General features: G+C 52.2%; 23 protein-coding genes and 1 pseudogene. 3 read left to right on the forward strand and 21 right to left on the reverse strand.

Annotated features, from left to right (window positions below):
- Window positions 1-62: 62 nt before the first annotated feature.
- The 17 genes and pseudogenes from BJP58_RS14695 to BJP58_RS14770 all read right to left on the reverse strand — a co-directional run bounded on the left by BJP58_RS14695 (window position 63) and on the right by BJP58_RS14770 (window position 12769).
- On the reverse strand, window positions 63-242 hold the full coding sequence (locus BJP58_RS14695; RefSeq protein WP_194544493.1) for a hypothetical protein: 180 nt from the start codon (window positions 240-242) through the stop codon (window positions 63-65).
- Window positions 243-440: 198 nt separating this feature from the next.
- A complete protein-coding gene (locus BJP58_RS14700) occupies window positions 441-653 on the reverse strand; it encodes a hypothetical protein (protein WP_194544494.1) in 213 nt (70 codons plus the stop codon).
- Window positions 650-2035: a hypothetical protein gene (locus BJP58_RS14705; protein ID WP_194544495.1), complete on the reverse strand. Its 1386-nt coding sequence runs from the start codon at window positions 2033-2035 to the stop codon at window positions 650-652. Before BJP58_RS14705 ends, BJP58_RS14700 begins: the two co-directional genes overlap by 4 nt.
- Window position 2036: 1 nt before the next feature.
- On the reverse strand, window positions 2037-2588 hold the full coding sequence (locus BJP58_RS14710; RefSeq protein WP_233355081.1) for a YmfQ family protein: 552 nt from the start codon (window positions 2586-2588) through the stop codon (window positions 2037-2039).
- A gap of 7 nt (window positions 2589-2595) precedes the next feature.
- A complete protein-coding gene (locus BJP58_RS14715; RefSeq protein ID WP_194544497.1) occupies window positions 2596-3750 on the reverse strand; it encodes a baseplate J/gp47 family protein in 1155 nt (384 codons plus the stop codon).
- Window positions 3750-4208 carry a DUF2634 domain-containing protein gene (locus tag BJP58_RS14720; RefSeq protein ID WP_194544498.1) on the reverse strand — a complete coding sequence of 153 codons (459 nt, stop codon included), beginning with the start codon at window positions 4206-4208 and terminating at the stop codon, window positions 3750-3752. Before BJP58_RS14720 ends, BJP58_RS14715 begins: the two co-directional genes overlap by 1 nt.
- Entirely contained in the window at window positions 4201-4590 is a 390-nt protein-coding gene (locus tag BJP58_RS14725; protein WP_194544499.1) for a hypothetical protein, read from the reverse strand. Before BJP58_RS14725 ends, BJP58_RS14720 begins: the two co-directional genes overlap by 8 nt.
- The gene (locus tag BJP58_RS14730; protein WP_194544500.1) at window positions 4583-5560 is read right to left on the reverse strand and encodes an XkdQ/YqbQ family protein; all 978 of its coding nucleotides are present in this window, start codon (window positions 5558-5560) and stop codon (window positions 4583-4585) included. Before BJP58_RS14730 ends, BJP58_RS14725 begins: the two co-directional genes overlap by 8 nt.
- A pseudogene (locus BJP58_RS14735) lies at window positions 5557-6200 on the reverse strand (LysM peptidoglycan-binding domain-containing protein). The gene BJP58_RS14730 and the pseudogene BJP58_RS14735 overlap by 4 nt, the downstream one beginning before the upstream one ends.
- Before the next feature lie 65 nt (window positions 6201-6265).
- Complete coding sequence (locus tag BJP58_RS14740) at window positions 6266-8047, reverse strand: hypothetical protein (RefSeq protein ID WP_194544501.1); 1782 nt, start codon at window positions 8045-8047, stop codon at window positions 6266-6268.
- A 17-nt stretch (window positions 8048-8064) separates the two neighbouring features.
- Window positions 8065-8199, reverse strand: coding sequence for a hypothetical protein (locus BJP58_RS33915; protein WP_015737373.1), 135 nt, complete (start codon window positions 8197-8199; stop codon window positions 8065-8067).
- Window positions 8200-8222: 23 nt separating this feature from the next.
- Window positions 8223-8657 (reverse strand): phage tail assembly chaperone, encoded by a 435-nt coding sequence (locus BJP58_RS14745; protein ID WP_071222452.1) that lies wholly within the window; start codon window positions 8655-8657, stop codon window positions 8223-8225.
- Between the two features lie 139 nt (window positions 8658-8796).
- On the reverse strand, window positions 8797-9204 hold the full coding sequence (locus BJP58_RS14750; RefSeq protein ID WP_071222451.1) for a phage tail tube protein: 408 nt from the start codon (window positions 9202-9204) through the stop codon (window positions 8797-8799).
- Between the two features lie 95 nt (window positions 9205-9299).
- Window positions 9300-10766 (reverse strand): phage tail sheath family protein, encoded by a 1467-nt coding sequence (locus BJP58_RS14755; protein WP_194544502.1) that lies wholly within the window; start codon window positions 10764-10766, stop codon window positions 9300-9302.
- Window positions 10767-10768: 2 nt separating this feature from the next.
- A complete protein-coding gene (locus BJP58_RS14760; RefSeq protein WP_194544503.1) occupies window positions 10769-10978 on the reverse strand; it encodes a YqzN/YkzM domain-containing protein in 210 nt (69 codons plus the stop codon).
- A 10-nt stretch (window positions 10979-10988) separates the two neighbouring features.
- Window positions 10989-11828: a hypothetical protein gene (locus BJP58_RS14765; protein WP_194544504.1), complete on the reverse strand. Its 840-nt coding sequence runs from the start codon at window positions 11826-11828 to the stop codon at window positions 10989-10991.
- Window positions 11829-12292: 464 nt separating this feature from the next.
- Window positions 12293-12769, reverse strand: coding sequence for an ArpU family phage packaging/lysis transcriptional regulator (locus BJP58_RS14770; protein WP_194544505.1), 477 nt, complete (start codon window positions 12767-12769; stop codon window positions 12293-12295).
- Between the two features lie 297 nt (window positions 12770-13066).
- On the opposite strand from BJP58_RS14770, the gene BJP58_RS14775 reads away from it, so the two are divergent.
- Both BJP58_RS14775 and BJP58_RS14780 read left to right on the forward strand, forming a co-directional pair.
- Window positions 13067-13486, forward strand: a complete 420-nt coding sequence (locus tag BJP58_RS14775; protein ID WP_071222446.1) for a transcriptional regulator — start codon at window positions 13067-13069, stop codon at window positions 13484-13486.
- A 71-nt stretch (window positions 13487-13557) separates the two neighbouring features.
- On the forward strand, window positions 13558-13983 hold the full coding sequence (locus BJP58_RS14780) for an ImmA/IrrE family metallo-endopeptidase (RefSeq protein WP_194544506.1): 426 nt from the start codon (window positions 13558-13560) through the stop codon (window positions 13981-13983).
- A 185-nt stretch (window positions 13984-14168) separates the two neighbouring features.
- Here the strand turns inward: BJP58_RS14780 and BJP58_RS14785 are convergent, their stop codons facing one another.
- Window positions 14169-14900, reverse strand: a complete 732-nt coding sequence (locus BJP58_RS14785; protein ID WP_194544507.1) for a hypothetical protein — start codon at window positions 14898-14900, stop codon at window positions 14169-14171.
- 114 nt (window positions 14901-15014) lie between these two features.
- Here BJP58_RS14785 and BJP58_RS34260 point away from each other — a divergent pair, with 114 nt between their 5' ends.
- A complete protein-coding gene (locus BJP58_RS34260; protein WP_009594596.1) occupies window positions 15015-15215 on the forward strand; it encodes a putative holin-like toxin in 201 nt (66 codons plus the stop codon).
- Window positions 15216-15409: 194 nt separating this feature from the next.
- Here the strand turns inward: BJP58_RS34260 and BJP58_RS14790 are convergent, their stop codons facing one another.
- The 3 genes from BJP58_RS14790 to BJP58_RS14800 form a co-directional block, all read right to left on the reverse strand.
- Window positions 15410-16189 (reverse strand): AraC family transcriptional regulator, encoded by a 780-nt coding sequence (locus tag BJP58_RS14790; RefSeq protein WP_194544508.1) that lies wholly within the window; start codon window positions 16187-16189, stop codon window positions 15410-15412.
- A gap of 6 nt (window positions 16190-16195) precedes the next feature.
- The gene (locus BJP58_RS14795) at window positions 16196-16792 is read right to left on the reverse strand and encodes a LysE family translocator (RefSeq protein WP_194544509.1); all 597 of its coding nucleotides are present in this window, start codon (window positions 16790-16792) and stop codon (window positions 16196-16198) included.
- Window positions 16793-16929: 137 nt separating this feature from the next.
- Window positions 16930-17289 (reverse strand): DMT family transporter, encoded by a 360-nt coding sequence (locus BJP58_RS14800; protein WP_194544510.1) that lies wholly within the window; start codon window positions 17287-17289, stop codon window positions 16930-16932.
- Window positions 17290-17292 lie beyond the last annotated feature (3 nt).

A 17292-nucleotide genomic window follows, 5' to 3' on the forward strand; every position in this document is an offset into this window, starting at 1 on the left:
CCCTTCAATTAAATTTGATACAGAAAAAAAACGAGACAACTCTGAAGCATGAGTTTGATGTTTTATTTTGTCGGTACAAGATCCGGACGGATAACATACACATGAGCCAGAACCTTTTCGCGATCATCCGGTTGCATTGGGTAATTCGATGCGACTTGATCAATAGTGCCCTTGCCCTCATTTACCCGAGTAATGCAGGCATTAGCTACGACTCGCACCTGAAAATCTTTAAGCATCAGCAATCACCTTCCCTCATGAAAATAGGATATCGGTAATCGTCATTTCGACGTCCGAAACCCTACTTTTCAATGATTCATTTTCGGTTTTCAGAGAAGTAACTTGCTCCGAAAGGGCCGATTGCGGTTCTTGAGGCGTCTCTGGGTCAGTCGGGTCAGGATAATTAAACAGAGGCTTAAGTGTTCCCAGGTCAATCCGTGTTATTAGCCCCCTTGTGCATAATCTTCAGCATACGCACCATACTCTAACTGGATCATTCCCACCGTCTCCGGTACCCGTTCACGCAAGGAGCGGTATGTCTCAAGGTCCTGCTCTACCGTGGTTTTCACCACCCACCCGCTACGCTCCCCTGTATCTTGAATCACTTCACCTGTCGCTTTCAGATAATACAGGCGTCTACCTATTGAGTTATTCAATGTCCCCAAGCCTCCCAGTAAATCTGATTATTCCACCAATTATAATTATAAACACTAAACCCGCTATTACTGATGGGATTATCTCCAAGGGCTCTCCCAAACCCGGACATCCCCGATCCGTCACTAGTCGTATCCGGGGTAATAAAACCATAGACGCGATGGATGGGTTCGTCGAAGAGAAAACAAGCCGTAAATCTGCCCTCGACGTTAGCATATTGACCGTATAGTTTGACCATTTTGGGTCGAAAGGCCACCCCACTGACGTATACTCGCCCCTCCGAAGCATTAAGACTCCCCCACGCATACTTTGACGTCTTAATCATTCCGATTTTTTGGGCAAGGACGGCATTCGAATCATTCGTCGAAGCCCATACACCTTTAGCCGTGATCTCATTGGCTATAGCTTGCTTTTCGGCTGTGGTCATACGTTCCAAAGTGCCTTGAATGCCAAGGATCGCTGCATCTTTGGGTATGTTTTCAGGCTTTAGGGTTGGAGCCGGGGTTGTTACCCACGTTGACCCGTTATAAAATCCGTGTGGAGGGCGGATAAAGACCCGATCCCCAGCCCATACCGTCGATTCAAGACCAGGCATGTGGTTGTTCTCGGCGCTTCGGTTCGGCATCTGACCAGCTTTTTTAACTCCATCGTCGTACCCTGAGTATCCCGCGACAAGCATATTCGGATCGAGCACAGCGTCGGCCGTATCAACAACAGTGGGCTTGCCTGGTACCCCAAAAATATTTACACCAGATCGAATATTGCCTGATAAAAGATCAGGATCATGTGCTTGGATTGTAACCTGCGAGCCTGGTGGGTAAAATCCGCTATCGATATTGACGTACGTATCAACATACGCATCCCCATCTGGGTTCGACCATAATCCAGACTTAAACTGATTTCCTTGTGTCGGTATGGTTCCGGTTACTATTCCGTTATCGGTTCCAATCGTTTTAGGTGCTAACACATCGGCCGCTGTCGCTGTTCCTACCTCACCCCCTTCACCCTGTAAAATAAAAGCCTGACCATCATATACCAATGTGTAGACGCCATCCTGCTTAAAACTGGCAGAACTGCCGCTTGTTTTAAGCACTGGCTTGGCTCCCAAACCATTAACGTTGAGCATTGGGGCTCCAGTGCTTGCAACGTTGATTTTTACGGTAACCCGAATCCCAGCCGAAAGGCTCGCCGGGGCAGGTTTTAGATTAACCTCATATTCGTTCGCTTTAGGCTGAGTCGTTACTCCGTACCCTCCTGTTCTTCCCACAGCCTCATCAACCTTATCCCAGTTCTCATTCAGCATCGTCTCGATGTTAAAGGTCTCATTGCCATCCACCATCGGGTCTTTCTTCAACAATCCTAAATTCGGTGTGTTACTGGACAAATCAAACACCTCCTGCAAATTTGTTTAACGGCGTCTGCCCCAGCTCGCCCAATGTCATCACGTCATGAATATCGCGTATGAGCAAGTAGTTGAACGCATACGCCACCGCCAGATGCGCCGGCTTGATCTCCTCGATCGCCGCCTTCAAATCCTCCAGATTCGGCGGGATGCCGAGCGTATCCACGAATTTAACCGTGAAGCCCCATTCCTCAGGCTGAAAAGATACCTCAACCGTGCCACCGTCATAAGCTTCTGCCACATTTTTCACGAGCGCACCGGAGAAGGTGCCGGCTCCGCGCAGCTTGGACTCCAGCACCGCCCGCCGCTGCTCGATCGGCTTGTTCCGGTCGGTCGGAATGCCAAGCTCCATCTCCCAGCGTTCCAGGCCCCAGGTGGCTGTACGGACGAAAAACTGGTCTGCGGCAAAGTTCAGTGCCTGGTATAGCGCGTCCAACTCGCTGCCCTTGGCATCCATATCGGATAACATGACACGGGAAGTCTCGTAATAGGCCGGTAGATAAGAAAACAGCTCGCGACCTCGCAAGCTGTTCATTCGGACACTATTCACTTACGCTCACCGTCCCGAGCACCGCCACCTGACCGGAGCCAATTTCGATATTTTGCTGCTCGGTGTGGCCGTTAATCGTCAAATCCGAGTAGTCGACGATAATTGGAATATCCAGCAATACGGCGGCAATCCGCGTATACCTCACCAAAGGGTCTTTCCGGTTAAAAGCGATCTGCTGTAAATACGTCCGGACACCGTCCTCGATCAGCTTCCGGATTTCTTCCATCGTCGAAGGCAACTCCTGCGTACGCTGCACTTTGACGGAGATATCAATCGCCACTTCCGCGGCAGGCATCACCGTGATAACCGGACCGGCCGGGGCAACCCCTTCGCCCTGTCCATCCTGGGACGGGTCAATGTACTGCTGAACGGCATTCACGATATCCTGGCTTGCCGCACGCTTGTCCGTATCTATGAGATACAGTCCAACGGTACCGGGTCCTTTCCACAACGGCGCCACTTCCACGCCGCCAACGCCGGCAATCTCATTGGCCCACTGCATGTACTGCGCTTTGTTGCCGCTCGTCCCCTGACTTCGGACTTTCGCGTAAAAACGCTCCAGGAGCGACTGATCGCTTTCGGTATCCGTCCCGCTCCGGGTCGGTTCCGGGTTCGTAACCGATGTTACGCCGCTGACCGACGTCATCATAAGCTGAATGACGCCTGCGGGAACATTGCCGTTACTGCCCGGCTCAACAGCTCGAATCGGTGCCGTGCCGGTACCCAAGTCACTCAGCGTCACGCCTGATGTGGTCACGTACTCCACCGACGATTCCCCGGAGCCCTCATCGGCTGGCGTAGCCACATAGGTTCCGGCAGGCACGGTCGTCCCTGGCTTCCCGGTAAACACAACGCTGCCGTATGAAGCGACCGCTTCCCGCCGGGTAATCCCATGCTCTGCCGTCCTCAGATCGAGTTCGGCAGACCGGATATCCGGATGATCGCTTGCCACGGTGCTTGCAAAGCCTCGGCGCAGCAGCTCCTGTGCCCACAAGGCTGCTTCGGACAGCATAAACGCGACCGGCGCCTGCGCATCCCAAATAAAAGAGCCTTCCGACTTGTCGATGTCCGAAGGCACTTTGTTCAGCATGCGGTTCATAATGTTCTCTTCCGTCTGATCCAACAAATATAACGGCAAATCTGCCATCAGATCACCACGCTTTCTATAATTTCCGTCTCATCCCGGACACTCGTAATGCGGCAGCTGAAACGGCAAGCTTCTCCTTCCCAGGCAAAAAGGAACTGATCCACACTCTCCGTCCGAGCGTCCGCCAGCAGCGTCTCGGTCACCATGCGCTGAATCTCGCTCTCTTGCAGAGATCGGTCATAGCCTTTGCCGACCAGCTCCTCCAGCTCGCTGCCGTAATCACGCGTATAGATCAAATGGCGGTAACGCGGCGTCCGGATCGCTTTTTCACACCAGATGACCCAGGCTTCCTTCTCGTCCGCAACCGGAATCTTCCGGGTCGGGGACATCACGAACTCGCCGGCTTCAAAATCATACCGCCAGCTCCGTCCAAAAACAGCCCCCTCTCCTTCCAGTACCTCCGGATCGGTCGCATCCGTCCAGATCATGTCATCGCCTTCCGGGAATAAATTAGCCACCGCTGCTCACCACCTTGCATACAACAACCACGTCGTTACCGCTGTTAACCCGAACGGCGAGCACGCGGTCCCCCGGTTTCAAGCCTTTTCCCAATTCAAAAAGGGTATCTTCAACTTCGTTCTCTTCGGCATCAAACGTCATATCCTGCTGCTGGCCCCCCAAAGTCACGGTGCCCTTTGCCGTATAACGGGGCAAGGACAGCATTCCCGGCAGCTCCGCTACCATATAGTCCTGCAGCTCATGCTTGAAATCATCCAGCTTGAGTCCCGTCGAGGTTATCGTGCCGAGTACGGCCCCTACGCCGCCCATGGCTTGACGGGTTTGCTTGTTCATTGAGGCATATAAGGAGGACGCCAATTGTCCATAGGGGTCTTTATTCAAGGTAAAACCTCCTTTTTACATCGTCATAACTCCCCAGCTCCAGCATCATGCTTCCGGGACTGCCCAGCTCCCGACTGACGGAAATCACAAGCAGCTTCATCGAGCCCAGCATGACCGCATCTCCGGCACGGATCGTATTAACATCGGGTGCATTCAGGGAGATGGTCTCCCGAATCCCCCTCAGTTTGCTCCGGGCCAGCTGGCGAGCTGCCGCAGGCGACTTCACCTCATCATCCTGAATAATAGCCTGGAGTTGGCCGTATTTAGCGATATCCTTCTCCTCGATGGCCATCACCTTGGAAGGAACCTCTTTTCCGGTCTCGCTTGCGGCTGTCGCCAGCACCTTGACCTTAGTTGCCGCACCCTCCAACGTCCGCGATTGCGTAGTATCCGTGATGGCCTCCAGGATGTAAACCTCTTTGTTCGTTCCCAACTCATACAGCTCAAGCCCTGAAGCGATCATCCGCGGATGATACAGCTTGCCGCCGGCTTTGGCCGTCTCACGTAGATCAGCGAACATGCTCGCGTAAATCGACTGCGTCCGGTAAACGGAACGCCCCAGCTGCTTCTCGGTATCGGGCAAAACCGCAATTTTCAGGTTCCAGTCCGCCGCGTACTTTTTGAATCGCTGGGTAGCGGTCTGCTTCGCAGGGAACAGATATTCATCCTCCGATTTGTCCAGATATACCGTCCGATCGTACAATGTAAGGGTCATCCGCTTCACCCCGTTATTCGAGGTTTCCACTTCCCATACGACAGCCGGTTGCAGCAAAGGGACATAATCCTTTTTACCATAAGGAATCCCGCTGATCCGGATCGCCATTCCCGGCGAGATCGGCGGCATATCCGACGTGACGACCAGATTGACGGTGCCCTGATAAGCGACTTGTTCAAGCGAATCCCGTAGACTGATCGCTTCCACCAAAGGAGATAAATCGTATTGATCCTGCAAAATCACCTTGTAACTCATGACAGCACCAGCTTCTGGCCAGGCTTGATGGCGTTCGGATCTTTACCGATCATTTTCTGATTCAGCTTGTAGATCTGGTTCCATTTCGAGCTGTCCCCGAGCTCCAGCTTGGCGATTTTGGAGAGTGAGTCCCCTGACTTCACGGTGTACGTCTTGTTCTTTTCCTTCATGTCGGCCCGGGGCTTTTTATTCGTTCCAGATGCCCCGCTGCTGCCTGCCGTTTTGGCCACCTTCATTTCACTCCATGTCCGGAGCGTGATGTCAAAATACACATCCCCGACCTCCCCCCACGGAACGTGGACTGATGGGAAGCGACATACACCGGCACATTCACCGCCGTCTCGGTAATGACGAATTGCAGGGGCGTTTTATACGTCAAAAACTCGTTAAGTTTATTCATCGCAGTTTGCGGTTTAATATGATCTTTCTCTTCTCCTTTGCAATAAGCCGCATTATAATCTTGTGGAAAAAATGAAGAGAACGATATCTCCTTGATCCGATGGCCTTGCGGAAAATCAAACTCCCCAAAGTTGAGAATCGTAGCCGTTTCCAGTCCCTTTTGGCGTGAAATGGTCACCTCTTCGGGGTTGACTGGGAATAGGAACGTCATGCCTTTTCCGTTCTTCAATATAAACTCCACCTTGGGCCCTCCTTTCTGTATGGATGCCTTCGGACCGACTTCATTCCTGCTGTTAACCATCATCTTCAATAGGCCATCGGAGTCGGCTTCCGGTTCTGCGCCGCTTTGCTGAATTCGGCTCTCAACCGCTGCCCGATCAGAAGGATCAATCCTTCTACATCGATCGGGTGTTCCTCATGCACCGTTACCTGCACCGCGCCTGGAGGAAGATTGTAATTCACGGTTGTCTCCGTTTTGAAATCCATCAGCAAGCCGGATATCGTGCTCATCTGCTCAGGGCTGATCTGAACAGATTGCGGAGAGGTTGGCTTCCCTGCAAAAGCTTGGTTTTGCGCTGCACTTGCGGGTGGCCCAAAAGTACTCATGCTTGCAGCATGGCTAGGCGGGACATACGGGCCGTACGGGTTCAAAGCTGGATTCGGCAGCAGCGGCTTGCTGAAATCAGCCGGCGCTGGTTTCGGAATGATGGGAGCGGGAATGGCAGCCGCACTAGAGGGTGGTGCCTTTGGAACATCCTTCGGTTGAGCAGCTTCCTTTTCTTTTTTCCCGAAGGAAAACGTGTTGGAGAACCACTTCGATACCTTCTCCTTACCTTCGTTGAACTTGTCACCAATCCCGGAAATGGCGCCACCAACCTTCTCGCCAATAAAGCTTCCTACGGTGCCGCCAAGCGTTGAGCCGATCATCGTACCTGCAACCGGGATCACGGAGCCGACGATGCCGCCGATCGTGCTTCCAATACCTCCGCCGACGGCAGAGCCTATGGCTTGGTTGCGCTCTTTCCCAGGCTTGGCTGAGGCAATTGCGGTCGCATCGGCTATATATCCCAAAGGGCCGAGGGCACGTTTGCCAAGCCCCTTCATCAAGCCGGAGCCTAGACCGCTTTTGCCGGCATTTTTTACAGCACTTGCTCCAGCGCTACCTTCAGCTGCCTGCTTTACTGCATCTGAACCTGCAGCGGTCTTGGCAGCGCCCGCCGAACCTCCGGAAACGATGCCGCTGTTACCGCCGCCGCCAAATATACCCTTGGTTAAATCCATAACACCCATGATTGATTTCATTGCACTAGTTCCCGTATTGCCCGAGGTTTCGATAACGTCTCCCAATGTTTCTGCCTTCATAAAACGCTTACCCCATTTGGTTAGTGGCTTTTCTCCTTGGCTATTCGGGGACGTGGCAGACTGGTTTTGACTGGAATTGGATCCACGGCCGCCCCCCCTTCTGACCCCATTGGGCCTAGGCGCCGTCCTAGGGGCAGGTTCAGGGGCCGGTTTATCTTTACCCCATGCTTCGCGCATCTTTGTTCCCTTACCATATAGTTGGCCCCCATTTTTCATGGTAGAACCAATCGCGGTTATAGTACCAAAAACATTCAGAGCCGTATCCCAACCCGATTTTTTACCGCTCCCGCCGCCCCCAAGCTGCAGCGATCCAAGCGCAACCGTAAGCTTATCCACCGCAGTCGTATTCGCCGTCAACGCAGCGATTATCGGAGAAAAATCAAGTCCTGCCGCCCGCAAATCCACCTGAACGCTCGCCTCGATTTGCTTCTGCACACTCAGGTTTAGATTCGTATCGATCTGCTTCTGCACATTCAGCTTCACATTCGCTGAAGCTTGGATGACTTGCGACTTCACCCGCTGCATTTTGGCAAGCAGGTTGTCCAGCCCCTTCGAGGCGCTGTCCTTCAGCACGATTTCAGGTGCCATGCGGGTACGTCCGATTCGCATGACGCGTCCCTGGATCCGCTCAAAATAACGCTCCATCGCCCGCAGCTCGCGGTTGGCCTTGATCACGTTTTTCGGATCGATGACCAGATGCATACGATAGTTCATGGCTTCAGCCATTTCATTTCACCTCCTGTTCACTTCAAACTCTGACCGGCCATGCCCTCGATCTCCTCCTGGGAGAAAGCGAGCAGCAGCAGGCGCTCGCCTCGCGGGAGCCGCCAAAAATCTCCGGGACGAAGGTGATGCCGGACCCACAGATGATACAGCATCGTCGTCATTCCCCCGGAGCCGATCAGTTTTTTAGGTCAGCAATCTCAACTCCGAAGCCGGACAGCTCCAGCACTTTATCGCCTACGGCATCCAGCTCTCCGGCCAGCAGCATGCGGCGAACTGCCTGCTCTCCGCCCGACAGCTTCAAGCGGCTTGTAATCCGCGGATCGCCCCAGCCGCTAAGCGTCAAACCCTTTACCGACAGACTGCTCGTGGCCTCGGAAATTAGCAATGCATTAAATGTCTCCGTATCCACCTTCTCATCCACCGCACCCTTTATCGTACGGCGAACGGTACAGCGCTCGCGGATGCTGTCGACCTTGCTCGAAGTCAAACCCTGCAGCACCATCTTCATATCCAAACGCTTAATGCGTACCGTTTCCTCTGGCAGCTTCTCGGCTGCCTCAAACAGACTGTCCAAAATTTGCTCTTCGCTCATGTTCTCGTGCAAGCTCATGCGTATATCTCCTTTACTCATAAAATAATTGATTTCATCTTCCTATTTGCAGCGGGCGACGCCCGCCCGAATCAGGCATTCCTTACCGGGCGAACCCCCGCTTTGTGACACACTCAAGCAGCGCTTAAGCAGAAACCTCTTAATTCCCCTGAATCGGATCCAACAGCTCGTACCCCTCGAAGGTAAATGAAGTTTCCTCCTGCACTTCCTCACCGGCTGTCCAGTTGGCCAGCTGGATTTTGTCAGGCATGCAGCGGATCAGACGAACGCGCTCATGGCCGTAGGATTCGGGATCATCCAGCTTGGAGATGATATCGAATTTGGTGAAGCCGCGGGAGATCATATCGGAAGTAACCTTGTAACCAGTCATCGTGCCGGTTCCTTTTTTGCTGCCGTTTTTGTGTACCGTCCAGTCGTTGCCGACCAGCTTCAGCTCGCGTTTCTCCAATTCCACGCTGGCTTCCAGCTTGTTAATGTGTGTCTGCCAAACCCCGTCAATGTACGCTTGGCCGTATGTCCCCATAATGACTCTTGAAGCATCCAACATGTTAAATTCCTCCTCGATTTCTTTTCAGTTTTTTCTTAAAAAAAGCCCTCTTCGGGCAGTCCGTCTCATCTTAAATACGCTGATTGCCGTACTCGTTATTGCACGTAAAATGTACCGAACAACTGCTCCATCACATCGGTCAGCTTCACGTTCCACTGCAGGAAGACCTGATCCGGCTCCGGCGTGTTCACGGCAGAATCGCCATAGTACGCTGGATCGAGAATGACGTCATAGCCGTCCGGCTCGATGACATTGCTCAGCGACAACGAAGCGAGATATTCCTTTACGGCACCGATCAGCGCCAGACGGCCTTCCTCCGTATTGTTCACTTTGCCGATGTAAGTCTGCTCTGCAGCCAGCTGCAAATCCGCATGGATCGCGTCCATCACGCGGATGGAACGGATTTTTTTCCAGGCATTGTTTTGGCCTTCAGCCGGATTCACCAACGTGTTAATGCCGCGCAGCGCCTTCACCTGACGTCCGTCGTAGAAAAGCACGAATACGCCATTGCGTACGGCCTGCTCCTGCTCGGAACGCGTCCAGCGGCGGGTCACATCCTCGAATGGCGTTACCGCATATGTAGCGGATTGGTTCAAGCGTTGACCCGCAATAAGCCCGGCCACATAAGCAGCCGTCTGGGCAGAACTGTAGTTCACGCCGGACAGACGCACGCCCGTACCTACATTGATAATCCCTTCATGGTTCAATGCAAGCGAACGGGCCGCCGCCAGTTTGGCTGCATCCTTGGAGATGTCGTCCGCAGCGCTTCCGCCGAATACGGCCATCACGCCGCGTCCTTCTTGACGAAGACGCTTCACCCAGGCCGCAAAGCTCTGCAGCAGAGCCATATCCGCAGCATAATCCAGGGCCAGTACGTTGAATTCCTGGCCTTCGACCGCATCCTGCATTTCGATATAATCTGCATTCGTCAGGCCGCCGTTGCCGCTCTTGCCCCCGGACAGCACAGCTCCGTTCACATCGGCAGGTACGCCGGTCGCCTCTAGTGCGGTAGCCGTTACCCAGAGATTCTCATCGTCTTCATTGATCTGCGCCGCAATCGACGCTGCTGTCCCGTCCAGGCTTGTATAGGTGCCAAGTAGCTTGGCACCTTCATAGAGGCGAAGCTCGCGTGCGGCCGGGTCGATCAGCGACGGCTGCACGGTTACGGAGAAGCCGTTGCCACGACTGCCCGGATATTTGGCCTGCAGCTTCAGCACGTCGGAAGGCGTAGCTTCCGCATTTTGCAGCGTTACGCTAGCCGCTGCCGCCGTGTTATCTGCCAGGCGATAAGCCAGCAGTTTCTTCGGCCCGCCAAGCAAGGCCAAATAGAGCGTTTCGTAAGCCGTAGCTCCATCCTGGCTATCCGCGGAATACAGCTCGGAAATCGCGAACTCGCTGCCGATTTCCACGAACTCGCGCACCGGCCCCCAATTGGCTTTAACGGGTACGACAACCGTACCGCGGGATCCGCCTTGGATAGCCGACGCGGCAGCCGCCTTGAAATTCATATACAAACCCGGAAGTACCGGTTTATTTGTGCTTTCCCATGTTCCACCTGCCATGATTAGTCCACCTTCGCTTTCATAAATTGTTGGATTCTTTCTTTGACTTCGGTTACCGTGAACAGCTCTCCGTCTGCCTCATACATGGCACCCGCGAGCACTTCCGCCCGAACCTCGAACAGTTCCTTGGCGTGCGTTACGAGTTCATCTAGCGCATATCGCGGAGCGCTGATACTGCGAGCTTCTGTCTTGAGTGTTTTTTTTACAGCCATTGTGACCACCTCACTTTAAAATTGGATGAACGTTAATGCGCCTGATCAATGCAGCTTCCTCCGGTGAACGCATCTTCCGCTGCGCCAGAGTCAGCTTCAGCTGCCCGTCCAGAATGGGATCGGCCTGCACATCGGAGGAAATCTCCGCAACGGATAAATAGCGGCGATTCTGTGAATCCAGCATCAGCTGGACCTGGGTACCAAGCTCCTCCACCAGCCTTGCAGCCGTGAGCTGCTCGTCCGCGGAATCAAGAGCGGCAATATGCCCGGTAAAGGTTTTGCGAACCTCGAACATCGAAGCTCCCGCCATCTTGGTCTCACAGCCCGTCATCCGCCATAATACGGCGTGATCATCCCGTCCCGCCGGCCATGCCGTATGATAGATGCGCCATGGATCGCCCAGTACTTCTCCTGTCCAAGCTGTCAGTGTATGCAGCCACTCATCGGGTTGTCCGGTGGAACCGGTCCCGGATGCCTGGGGTACATAGACGCCGAATCGCATGATCCGGATCATTTTGCCTGAAACAGAATCGAACTTGTCGGCTTCCGGCACACCCAAATAATGAAGCTTGAATGCATTCCCATCGGCTCCGATCACCCGCTTGCGATGTAGTCCCGGGATTAGAAGTTCCACCCAGCGATCTAACTGAAGCAATTCGGAACGATCCGCGTACAGCTTCAATCGCACCACCTGCCGGTATCCTGCCCAGGAGGATTTCCAAACGTCCTCTCCCAGCGTCATAACGCCATAAAAAGGCTCGCTAACCCCATCCGGCGGATGTACGTCATATATTCGGCCTTCAAGCTCAGGTACGATATCTAGAGTGGCCTGCTTGATCGCCCCTCTCATTCCGCAGATGGCCGGGTGGCTTCCGGTCGGTTATGGGATAGCCAGCTTCTTGCGGCGCTCACATGCTTGCGCAACACGGCCCCCTCCTTTCCTTCATATATAGAGAATCGAAAATGAAGCAATCGAAGCCTAAGGCCGCAGCAAAAAACCGGTCCTTCATAAGGCCGGCTCACATCTACACTGTGTGTGTTCGGTATGCTCTGTTTAACTTCATTTCCGATAATACAATCTTACACCCCTAAATCGGATGCGCTGACGTCTTATGGGACGGATAATGCGGAACTTAAAGTGGAATGTCGGCGGAAAATAGTACGAACTTATGTTCGTGTTTATTGCTGTTTTCCCCATTTCATTTTAGGTTCTGCCTCATGGTGCAGTATCTTCATCTTGTTATAGAAAAAACCGGAGGGCCTCATTGAGGTCCTCCGGTTTAGGCTCGGTTTAATTATCCATCTCGGCGATGATCAGTTCATTTTGCTCTTTGCGGACTTGTCCAACTCTTGCAGCTTCAGCAGCCCCCTGTCTGCTAAAGCCAGCGCCAGTTTATAGAAGGCCCGGGTGCGGATCTTGGTATACGTATCCTTGCTGACCGGCGGTTCGAGGATATGGTTGTACACCTTGTAATCGAATACGTCGTCCTGCTTCATATAACGTTCCCGAATCAAGGTCTGTTCCCTCTCGCCAAGCCGTTCCACGATTGACTCGATGGTCTCGCAATACTGCTTCCTGGCCGCAGGCATATCTACATTATATATGGCAACCGATGCCGTTTGGTCCGAGGTGACGTTGGTCGGTCCATGAAATCGTTCCGTGTAGGATGCCGTGACGCTCGCCTCCCTGACTTCGAATGTAATGGTTTTATAGATACGATATTTCTCGAATATCGCTTCAACAGCACTTTGGGTCTTTCTGCGATCCAATTCCGGTAAAAATGGATTCATTCGAAAAACACTCCCTTTTGATTGTCATTGTCGAGGTTTGCTTTGCCATTTGGCAGAAGTTAGTCTCACCTCGAGTGTTCGCATTTTGTTCGTATTTTTCATTAATATACCACTATTTGGAGACCCGCGTAAACCTTCAAAAGGGTGAACTATTCACGAGAATTTGGAGCTTACCTTTCATATTCTTGCCTTTTGGCAATAATACTCTCTTTTATTTTACCTGTTGGCAAAGGTGGGGGATGTGTTTATACTATTAGTAGATGTTTCAGATGGACTATGGTGAGGAGTGGCCGGAACGTGGATCACATATTTGGATCATACTTGAAAGAGATGAGGGAGAACAAAGGCTGGAGCATCAATCAGCTGGCCCAAGCCGCCGATATCAGCGGTTCGCAAATCTCCCGGATCGAGAATGGGCTGAGGGGCATCCCCAAGCCGCAAACACTTCGCAAAATGGCAGAGGCACTGGAAGTTCCCTATGAAGAGCTGATGAATAAAGCAGGTTATCTGCAGCAGGATGCTGCCAAGCACGAGAATATCTCGGCACCCGCTTGGGCAACCTCCAGGGATAAACGGGATTTCAAGAAAATGCTTGAGGATGACGGTGAGCTCATGTTTGACGGCGTCCCGCTGAACGAGGAGGACAAACAGCGCATCAAGGACGTTCTGACCGGACTGTTCTGGGAAGCCAAGCAAATGAACAAACGCAAGAAATAAATCTACATGGATAAGGAGATACATACCGATTACAACGATTCAACCAATCCCAATATTGCAGGTGAACCGGCATGGATGATCATTTACAACCCTTAATCCGTCAGCTGATCAAAAAACATCATACCAACTGCCCTTTTGAAATTGCGACTTCCTTGGGCATACATATTCGATTCGCCGATTTAGGCCAAACGACCAAAGGGCTGTATTTCCGTAAGCTGAGGCGGAGATTCATCGTCATCCACAATCAGCTGCCGTCGCCATGGCAGCGCTTCGTATGCGCGCATGAGCTCGGGCATGACCGGCTCCATAAGGGTATCAACCGCTTTTTTCTGGAGGAGCATTCCTATTTCAGTCCGGGCAAACTGGAGCGGCAAGCGAACCGTTTTGCCATTGCCCTATTGACGGCGGGTTTGGCTCCCGGACCGGGCGAGTCCTTACACGAGTTCTATCTACGAGCTGGCATTCCACAAGAAATGCTATATTTTTTTAGATTATAATCGAACATACGTTCCTTATTTGAGTGGAGGATTCCAGATGGCTAACTCCCTCCTTAGCAAAAAAAAACCGCTCTTGACATGACGTCAAAAGCGGGTTGCTATGGAAGCCGACGCCTCCCTTGGATAAGAGGTTAGCAGCTAAGGACGGCAGCAGGTTCCTTCTATATTCCGTTGTTTTACTCCGTTCAAAGCGGTTCAAAGATGGCTACCTGTCGTTTGCCCACCTTTATATGCTGAATCCTTTGAAACCGGTCATGCTTTAATTTTTGCCCTTTGTCGGATATGACCGCAACCACGGAGCGGCCAGGATCCAGGATGGAATGAATGCCGTTAAAGAAATCCTTCACCGGCTCATCGCTTCCGCCGCCCCAGCTAACCAGGTCACCATAAGGGAGATCGGTCATGACGATATGGGTTCCCTTGCAGGAGGCCAAGCTTTCCTCCGGTTGGGTTATATCAGCTTGAAAACAAGCCGTCTCTTCCACACGCGAGGACCTTAACAGCTCCCTCAATCGGCCAGCGCTTTGCAGCGCATCCTGGTGAGACGGCTTCTGATACAACGCCAATAGTTCTTTCAACTGTTCGGTGCGTAGTTCCAGCCCCTCTTCGCGGAGCAGCGACAGGTTTTTCGCGGCTATTCCGAGCACCTCTGCGTTAATGTCAGAGCCGATCACGCGATGAATGCGCTGCCCGTGCAGCAGCCCAACCACCGTCAACAGATACGCCCCGCCGCAGCAGGGGTCGAACAAGGTATACGGCCCCTGTACCCCTTTTTTCTCCAATAGTTGAAAGCACCGCTGCGCAATCTCGCTGGCTAGTCTGACAGGGAACGAAGTCGTTCCCTGCGCATTATACAGAACCCGGCCGCTGGCGAAATCCTCGTAGCTGCGCTGGGCTGATTCATAGATATATTCCATTCGAACGATTCCTTCCATCCGGCTAAAGCCTAAGTAGTTTCTAATGATTCCACATACAGATTAACATCCCTTGGCCCTATCTCAAAATCCGGTCCCGGCTTGGGAGGTGATGCCATGGAAGTATACCAAACATTGACGCTAATGATTTCGTTCGCGACGCTGGTGGTGTTAATACTTTCGTTCCATAAGAAAAACCGTCTATCGACGTACATTCACAGAAGACAGACCGCGTTTAGAGGACGTTTTTCTTGCGATTATCGAATGAGTTCAGCTTCGCTGAAAACTTATAAATTCTATAATCTTAAAAAGAAATAGACCGCCCTTGGTCAGGATCACGGTCTATTTCTGATCGGATTTCCTATAGCCGACCGCCCTTATAGCGGTACGTTGTACGCCGGGATCGTGTTCGCGCACGGTCCCTTTTACATTCTATACACATTATAACGGAGTTTATTCACAAATGCCAAGCCTGGCTTGAAAAATCGCGCGAATGATCGGCACCTGCCGCCTCACTTATCCAGATGGGACATATAATCAAACGCTGTCGTGCCGTACACATTCTTGAAATGCCGGTTCAAGTGGGCGAGATCCGTGAAGCCGCACTGGGTAACGGCCTGGTATACATCCCGGCTGTCCTCGATCAGATGCTTGGCTCGCTCCACTTTGCAGTTCAGATAATACTGATAAGGCGACAGCCCCGTATTTGCTTTGAAGTAACGAATGAATTGATACTTCGACATCCCGAACTCCCCGCTTAATTCGTCGAGACGGAGAACATGATCCAGATGATCCTGCATCATTTCTTTGGCCTTCCGTGTAAACACGCTGTCCTTCCGGCTATCCGGGTTCAGAATACTCTCGTTAAAATGCCCTGCCAGACCCAGCAGCAGCTCGCTGCTTCTTGCCTCCGGCTGACCCGTGAAGATCGACCTCGTTACATCCAGAATGCTCTTCCGCAGCCCGGCGTGATATACAATCGGGGATTGGAACCGGACGATATCCTTTTTCTGAATCAATTCCAGAAATAACTCCGGATGAATATAGATCATCACATAATCGATGCCCGTTCGTTCCTGGGACCAGCCATCATGATTCTGCTCCGGATGGAACAGCATTACCCCGCTTTGGTAAGAAGCCTGCTGACTGCCGTCCAGCGAGTACTTCTGAATGCCGCGCAGCGTGACGCCGAGGGCGTACTCCTCGTGATAATGCTTTTTATATTTGAAATCCGTCAGGCTCGCGGACAGCGCCGTAATGCCCACCGCTTTTTTATAGATAAACTGCTCCATCTTCCATCACCCCTTTATGAGCTCCGGTATGCCGGATACGACGATTGCCGAGTACAGAAGAAACAAAGCCAGCATCGTGTTGGTCGTTCTCCGATATTTTTGCATAATTCCTTGAAAAAGGCTACCGCACACGGCCCAGGTCATATACGCGGACAGCCCGATTAACGATACCGCGACAACAAACGCCGAGATGACAGGACCTGCCGTATAATACGGCATGACGTAGCTCGGAATGACCGTCAGTGTAAACAGTACCACCTTCGGATTGAGAAACTGCATCAGAAAGCCGGACGTGAAGGACGCCGTTTGATTCGTGCCGGACTTGGATACGTCCATGGTATACACCTGATACGTGAGATACAGCATGAACAGGCAGCCTACGATCCGCAAGATTGGCAGTACGATTGGCATGCCTGTAGACAGCAGCTGGCCCAATACCACGGAAGCAGCGATTAATAAGAAAAAAGCGATAGAGGCTCCGGCAATGTAGCGCAAGGTCTTCTTCATGCCGGAATGTTGAACCGAAGACAAAATGACGATGTTGGATGGTCCCGGCGAGAAAGCCACGATAAAACAGTAAATAAAAAAAGAAGACAGGTTCATGATGATAGCTCCTAACAAAGGAATTTCCTTTGTCATTATAGAGCTGGAGGCGAAGCGGGGCATAGTACATTATTGCAGCGGAACTAGAGCCGCACGAATACGGCTCTTCCCGCAGATTCCGGTTTCTTCTATCGCCCTTAGTGACCGGACTGGTGCGTCTTCGGTTGTTCCTGCGCATGCGCGCTGCCGGATAGATTCAGCAGAACGACCCCTGCGATGATCAGCAGGATCGAGAACATTTTCAGACCATTAATCTGCTCCGCAAAGAACATATAACCGATTACGGTAATGATCATAATGCCAAGCCCCGACCAGATCGCGTAAGCCACGGATATTTCAATCTGCTTCAAGCTCAGCGTCAGGAAGCTCAAGCTGCAAATATAGAATACCACCAGCAGCACGCTGGGCAGCGGTTTGCTGAACCCCTCCGACAGCTTCATGTTCAGCGTCCCCGCCACTTCAAACAGAATAGCCAAACTTAAATAGAACCAATGCATAAT

The sequence above is a fragment of the Paenibacillus sp. JZ16 genome (assembly GCF_015326965.1).
Classification (GTDB): domain Bacteria; phylum Bacillota; class Bacilli; order Paenibacillales; family Paenibacillaceae; genus Paenibacillus_AQ.